Raw genomic sequence first — 1,299 nt, 5'->3', positions numbered from 1 at the left:
TACGACGTGTTCGTCGGCGCGCCCATCCACAAGCCCGAGGGCTACCGCACCGCGAAGGTGACGGGGGGCTTCAACCTCAATTTCAGCTTCTGAAAGGAACCTGCCTTACGACCACCCGCCCCTGCCTTGCCTCGACATCCAAACCAACACACAACATCAGGGAATCCCATGAAAAACAAGCTGCTTCTTCCGTCGCTCCTCTCCATCGCATTGCTCCAGGCCTGCGGCGGTGGAGGTGGCGGCGATGATGGCGCCCCTGCCGCCGCATCGGCCGACACGACGAGCAGTTCGACCGGAACGACCACGACCCCGGCGGCTTCCACCAGTGCGAACACCGGCTCGGTGTCGGCGGCGTTCGTGGCGAGCAGCACGCCCCGCTACCAGTTGACGTCCGTGGGCAGCCAGACGTTCGGCAACCTCAACCCCTTCGTCCAGGCGGCCAGCGGCGCCATGACCACGCTGGGCAGCACCGTGCTCAGCGGCGACAGCGCCACCAAGGAAATCAGCGGCGACGCGACCTACGCCATGGGCCGCTGGGTGGCCGGCACCGTGACTCGCAGTTCTGGTGCCGAGACGCTGACCGGCGTCGACAGCCGTTCGTATCACTACCTTGCCGTGAACGCGCCTCCCGCGTTCCCGGCCTCGGGAGCGTTGACCTGTGATGCGGGCGTGTTCACCGCTCCCACCTACGTCAGCGGCGGCAGCGGCACGGGCACCACCGGCACGACCAGCGGTTCGGCAAGCCTTAGCTTCGGCGCGGGCGGGGCGACGGTCTCGGGCTCGGTCAGCGTGACCGCATCCGGTTCGGCCGGCAGCGCTTCGCTCAACAGCACGGCATCCACGGTCACGAATACGGCCATCACAGGGGCCTATCTCAGTGGCGGTGCGGGCAGCGCAGTCCAGATCGGCGATGCGGGTGGCGGGGCCTACCTCGTCGCAGCGTCGTACGCGGCAACGCTCGCTAGCGGCGCGCGCTACATCGGCGTCGCCAAGTTCCGCTGCGCCTGATGGCGCAGCGCGGCGAATGCGGGCTGCGCGCGCCCGCATTCGCCGTTGACCGATCACATCACGCGCTTGCACCAGGGCATCAGGGAGAGCACAAGAAATGAACAAGCATCTACACCGCATCGTCTTCAACGCCGCCCGCGGCCTGCGCATGGTCGTGCAGGAGACGGCCAGGAGCACCGGCCGGGGTGCGCGCAAGGCCACCAGCGGCGGCGCAGGCGCAGGCAGCGCCGTCATCAGCGTGGCCGCAGTTGCCGGTGCCTTGATGAGCGCCCCCCTGCATGCCCAGATCGT

2 protein-coding genes are annotated in these 1,299 nt (G+C 68.1%); both read left to right on the top strand.

The annotated features are described in order from the left end of the window. Window positions 1-168 precede the first annotated feature (168 nt). Window positions 169-1,008, top strand: coding sequence for a hypothetical protein (locus N8A90_RS25360; RefSeq protein ID WP_262078054.1), 840 nt, complete (start codon window positions 169-171; stop codon window positions 1,006-1,008). Between the two features lie 97 nt (window positions 1,009-1,105). Continuing rightward, window positions 1,106-1,299: ESPR domain-containing protein (locus N8A90_RS25355; RefSeq protein WP_262078053.1), on the top strand; the 194-nt coding region annotated here is incomplete at its 3' end.

Origin of the sequence: Variovorax sp. N23, assembly GCF_025486315.1 — a bacterium.
Classification (GTDB): domain Bacteria; phylum Pseudomonadota; class Gammaproteobacteria; order Burkholderiales; family Burkholderiaceae_C; genus Variovorax.
Note: the sequence above shows the minus strand (reverse complement) of the source record. Positions and strands in the feature narration are given on the sequence as shown.